The sequence below is a fragment of the Rheinheimera maricola genome (assembly GCF_016918075.2).
Taxonomy (GTDB): Bacteria; Pseudomonadota; Gammaproteobacteria; order Enterobacterales; family Alteromonadaceae; genus Alishewanella; species Alishewanella maricola_A.
Map to the genome: position 1 here is coordinate 1 of NZ_JAERPS020000014.1, position 5,069 is coordinate 5,069.

Sequence of the window (5,069 nt, forward strand, 5' to 3'; positions counted from 1 at the left end):
GCAATCTAATTTAGCATGTGGAATATCTTTTAACCCCCTTTTGGTGTGGTTGAGCGTTATTAGAAAACAATAATTGAAATTTCAGGAAAAATATGAAGAATAAAGTTTTTAAATCCCTCATCGTTAGCTCACTCGTTCTATGCAATTATGTCAGCGCCGCAGATTGTCATGATGTGTCACAAATTATTGCCAAACAACTTGAAGATAACTACGTAATTGAAAATACAGCAACAACGTTAGCTCAGTTAATGCGTTCGCAATCATTTTTATCTGGTTGCGATCATCAAAAGTCATCTGAAGATATTGCTAAATTTATGACTTTGGAATTAAACAAAATTGCAAATGATAAACACCTCTCTGTCGTTTATGACCCACAATGGGTAAATGAACTGAAAGCATATCGTTCATCAGCACAAACTAAAGCGTTTTCGGATAGTCGAGCCATGGAGACTCCTACAGACAACTATGGTTTTAAAAAGGTTGAAATGCTTGATGGCAACATTGGTTACCTTGACATAAGAGTGTTCTCGGATAGTCATTTAGGTGGTGAAACGCTTGAAAATGCGATGAAATTTTTACAGCATGCCGATGGTATTATTATTGATTTAAGGAACAACTTTGGTGGCAGTCCTTTTATGGTAACTTCGTTGGCCAGTTACTTTTTTGACTTAGATACTGTTCATTTATCGACTTTTGAAAGTCGAGAGAATGGTGTGTTAACTCAAACGCAAGATTGGACGTCGCCTTATGTTCCGGGTCCTAGGTTTAAAGATACTCCTCTTTATATTCTCACCAGCAGTAATTCTGCATCCGCTGCAGAAGGCTTTAGCTATGCTATGCAAAGTTTGACTAGAGCAACCATTGTTGGAGAGGTAACTGCTGGTGCCGCTCATGCCAGAAGAGCAGAAATAGTAAATGACGATTTTATTCTCACTTTACCAACTGCACGACCTGTTGACCCCAGAACAAACGATAATTGGGAAAGAAAAGGTGTAAAACCAAATATTGAAACGAGCAGCGACAATGCACTTAATGTAGCTTATGCAGAGGTACTAAATACCTTAATAAAAAGTAAGAGTAGTAATCTCAGCTTGCACAAATGGGTCTATCCGCTTGTAAAAGCTAAATCGAGCCAATACCAGCCAAGTCAGGGTGATTTCAATCAGATAGTAGGTACGTTTGGAGAGCACAAGGTATTCCAAGAAGGTGGTAAATTCTTTTATCAACATTCAGATGAGCCGGCCTTTGAAATTGAACTTCTTGATAAAGAAACTATCGTTTTTAAAGCGTTTACCGAGGCAAGGCTACAAGCAATATATAAAGATAAGCAAGTCATTGCATTGAAAATGCTCTCTTTGGGTAGGGATGAAAGAGAGTTTCAGAGAACGATGTAAAGATTGCTAACAAGGTTGTTAACGCGGACAAAAAACAGTTGGCTATGTTCGTACCTCACAAATTTTAGCCAACTATTTTTAGCCGGTTACAACGGCGTTAGGTTTACAGGAGTTTTTAATGTCTATTGATGAAAAATCTGGGTCAGGGATTCTATCTTCGCTTTTAAAGTTTGCGAATAAAGACACTAAAGAGCTCATAAATGTTTTTCTTTTTATGTTTATTCCGATGGTTTTTATGCTTCTGCTGATGGGCGTATTTAAAATGATAAATAAAATTGATGAGCCAAATGATGCCTGTTGGGCTATTGAAAAAGTTGACGATCAGTTTTTCAAGATAAATAAATGTTCAGGTGAAATAGAAATACTAGATGTTAATAAAAATGATGAAAAGACTAAAACAAGAACCTAACAAGCAAATTTTATCGCCAGCAAAAAGCACTGGCTGCGACGTCAAGCCGCTGCGCGGATTTCCGCGCTAAATTTGGGCGTTAGGGCGCGAATCAAATTTTTCGCAGCTGGTTGGTTTGTCTGTTTTGGCAGTTGGTATTGCTAAACGAAATGGTGCTAATTGTTTTTGGGTTCACCGCTCAAGTTTGCCCGAAGCCGGGGAAAGCATTTTCCGCCAAGTAGTAAAAGTAGGGTAAGTTGAGTCAGAGATATTGCCCATTGGCTACTGGCATTGGTTGTGGTTCAAGCACTAAAATTCACTGCACAACGTTTGTTGTGCTAAGTGTTGGAGTTTTGTGCGGTGCCCTAACAAGGCCATATTGCATCGCCCGCAAGCGGGCTGGACAAATTTTCCGTTGCTCGTTTTGTGTCTTAACGCTACGCTAACACAAAACGCTCCACTCCAAATTTGCCGCAAATGGCGGCGTTATGATTCAAAGGGAAGCCAGTGGCACAACTAGACTTTTATGCCAATAGTTCAGACGTTCTTGAAGTCATTGATTACATGTTTGAACTCTCACCAATGAAATTATTTGAGGCCTACTCTCGTATCGATCACGAAATAAGAGAGTTTAAATCAAGTAAGGATATTCTCGCGTCTTCTCACATTGAGGACAATCACGGTGGGATCTTTGTTCGCGGTTGGTGGGAGTCTGTTACTTCTAATCCTTTTGTTAAAACCGTTGAGCTAAATCCTAGTATTGGTAAATATCGACAGTCACTTGAAGGTGTTGGCACTTTTCAACTACTTCAAGGTCGGCCACATGATTTAGCGGATAATGCGCTAAATTTAAGTCGCTTTACACATTGGGATGAAAAAGGTGCGTTTCAGCGTTCTAACTTCTCAGACAACGATGTTGGCGAGGTTAATTGGGCTGAATTTAAAAGTCTCTCTGGTAAACTTCATCGGCACCTTCGAAACAAAATGTTTCAAGCTAAGCTTTTCAAACGCCCAATTTTGAAAGGTGCATACTCTGATTTGGAAAATGGTAGTAAACTTTTTGGGCAACCTGGTGTTTACACTTTATGTTCAGTAGAAATTGAATCATAACAAGGCCTTAAAGTCGGATTCGCAACAGTTGGCTCGGTTCCGCTTCGCTTCACATTTTAGCCAACTATTACTCACCGCTTAAGGCGGCGTTATATTTCACGGAGGAATTAGGTGGACGAAGGCGATAGAAAGGCTCTAAGCGATATCGAAGAATTTGGTTGTCATGTTCTTAAAGTGATGGAAGGAGAGACTGAACCTTGTTTTAGTTACTCAATTGGCATCAACAAGAAGCAAAATAAGCCAGATCTAATTATTGTTGGTCTTAAACTAAAGTTGGCTCATTCCATCATCAATAATTACAAAAATAGGCTTCTTGCTGGTGAATCGTTTGAGCCGGGTAAATATTATTCTGACTTTCTTGAAGGCTTCGACGTTTGCTTTATCAAAGTAGACAAGTCACATTACGATGAATATCTTGGTTGGGGTCTCTGGCTACACGACGGTGACGATTTTGAAATGTTGCAAATGATTTGGCCCACAACTGATGGTTTCTGGCCTTGGTTCAACGATACTTCAGAGTTTTACCGTTGGGCGCAACCAATATTGAACGAGACTGGAGCGTTAAGTGAAATATAACAAGTTGCCAAATTTCGCCGCAAACAGCGCGACAGGGACAAATACTCGCTGGGCTTCGCCCAACAACGTTCGCATTTGCCCATTGGCAAGGCGTTAGGCAATAAGGACAGTAGATGGATTTTCTCAATCGTCACGTTTGGTTAAAAAGAGCATTGATGCTTCTGGCAATTTTAATAGCTACACCATTTGCCGGTTACCTGCTGCTGTTCGTTGAGGTGGCAGGCTTAGAGGTGGCATTTGCGTGTTTGCTTATCGCGCTCAAGCCTTTTCTCACCTGGGCACAATTCCAAATCGACTTAATAAAGGCCACATTCAAGGCAATATCAAACAACTTTCATAAACACCTAGCCAGTCGCCCAACGGTATATTTTTCGCATGCTGCTGGTAGTGCTGCATTTTTTGCCATCACAGGTGTTGTGTTTGTATCGGTTGCCGTTTGGTTGCCTTTATTCATGGTTGGTGCGCAGTATGCCTAACAAGGCGCATCACTCGCTCCCTTTGGTCGCTGGGACGTCAAACGCTAACGCGTTTTTCCGCCCGTGTGCTTTGCGTTAGATGTCGCTACTTTTTAGAATATGTTTTGGGTTGTCAGGTACGCTTTAAGTACTGTTTTACCATGCTGTTTGTAGAGTCTTATCTAAAATAGAAAAGCTTAAAAGTAGCGTTGATTGTGCCGTTACTTTGATTGGTTAAATTTTGAATTCGTCAATCTGAAAGTCGCAGTGTTTTGGTTTCTGAATTAGCTCAACTTTCAATTCATCAACTAGTTTTTGGTTTGAGTATTTGAAATCCCATAAGGTGCTTTTAAATGTTCGTAAACTGTTTAATTATTAGTTTTTTATGAATCTCGTAACGTGTTTTCTACGGAGTTCAAAGTTAATAATTAAGTGGCTTTAAATCGTGGTGGTTTGCTTTATTATTCCATTTCGTTATGTACTTGTATTATCAGAGGTTTCAAACTGATCGCGAGCATCTAACAAGCACTTTAAACGGAACAAAAACAGTTGGCTACGTTTCGCTTCGCTACACATTATAGCCAACCATTTTTGTCCGCTTAAGTGGGCGTTATGCAGGAAGATATGAAATCAGTCTCCAGTAAAACTTTCGATTTTGTAAATCACGAGCTTGAGGTCGATAAGATTATTCGATCTAAGTTTAATGATTCTCAGATGTCGAACGCAAAATGGAAAAAGCTATTCATGCTTATCTCCGTAAACTGCTCTGAAATATACGCAATATGGAAGTTTATTGATTCAGATAGCGATGGAGTAGGCCTTATTGGTTCACCTGAAATTAGTGAATTAGAAGATACCTATATTAATCATAAGTTCTGGTTTGGCCCTCGATATTACAAAGAAATTCAATGGCTAAGCTTTCCCAAAATCGTGAAAAAGGCAGGCTTTGAAAATGTGCCAGTATGCAACACGGTTCAAAATACAGATTTTTTACTGAATGAACTGAATAAAGTTGGTCACTGGCCAATTGAGGAGACTAATAATGGCTTTACTATTTTTGGTCATAGATAAGTTTACGCATAACAAACCGCGTCATTCAGGGCATTCAGCCCTTGCGACGCTCACAAGTTCGCGCGCATGCGCGGG

General features: G+C 39.9%; 6 protein-coding genes. All 6 read left to right on the top strand.

Translation table 11 applies throughout. The features are described from left to right. The first annotated feature begins 92 nt into the window (after positions 1 to 92). Positions 93 to 1,394: a S41 family peptidase gene (locus I4W93_RS20150; RefSeq protein WP_205313559.1), complete on the top strand. Its 1,302-nt coding sequence runs from the start codon at positions 93 to 95 to the stop codon at positions 1,392 to 1,394. Between the two features lie 118 nt (positions 1,395 to 1,512). Further along, complete coding sequence (locus I4W93_RS20155; protein WP_205313558.1) at positions 1,513 to 1,803, top strand: hypothetical protein; 291 nt, start codon at positions 1,513 to 1,515, stop codon at positions 1,801 to 1,803. Positions 1,804 to 2,289: 486 nt separating this feature from the next. Continuing rightward, positions 2,290 to 2,892, top strand: a complete 603-nt coding sequence (locus I4W93_RS20160; RefSeq protein WP_205313557.1) for a hypothetical protein — start codon at positions 2,290 to 2,292, stop codon at positions 2,890 to 2,892. 111 nt (positions 2,893 to 3,003) lie between these two features. Beyond that, positions 3,004 to 3,468 (top strand): DUF4262 domain-containing protein, encoded by a 465-nt coding sequence (locus I4W93_RS20165; protein ID WP_205313556.1) that lies wholly within the window; start codon positions 3,004 to 3,006, stop codon positions 3,466 to 3,468. Between the two features lie 113 nt (positions 3,469 to 3,581). Beyond that, a complete protein-coding gene (locus I4W93_RS20170) occupies positions 3,582 to 3,944 on the top strand; it encodes a hypothetical protein (protein ID WP_205313555.1) in 363 nt (120 codons plus the stop codon). A gap of 603 nt (positions 3,945 to 4,547) precedes the next feature. After that, positions 4,548 to 4,994: a hypothetical protein gene (locus I4W93_RS20175; RefSeq protein WP_205313554.1), complete on the top strand. Its 447-nt coding sequence runs from the start codon at positions 4,548 to 4,550 to the stop codon at positions 4,992 to 4,994. The last annotated feature ends 75 nt before the right edge of the window (positions 4,995 to 5,069 follow it).

What these genes read in the sequence shown, in the direction of transcription:
- I4W93_RS20150 (WP_205313559.1), top strand. Translation starts at nt 93, where the DNA reads ATGAAGAATAAAGTTTTTAAATCCCTCATCGTTAGCTCACTCGTTCTA.
- I4W93_RS20155 (WP_205313558.1), top strand. Translation starts at nt 1,513, where the DNA reads ATGTCTATTGATGAAAAATCTGGGTCAGGGATTCTATCTTCGCTTTTA.
- I4W93_RS20170 (WP_205313555.1), top strand. Translation starts at nt 3,582, where the DNA reads ATGGATTTTCTCAATCGTCACGTTTGGTTAAAAAGAGCATTGATGCTT.
- I4W93_RS20175 (WP_205313554.1), top strand. Translation starts at nt 4,548, where the DNA reads ATGAAATCAGTCTCCAGTAAAACTTTCGATTTTGTAAATCACGAGCTT.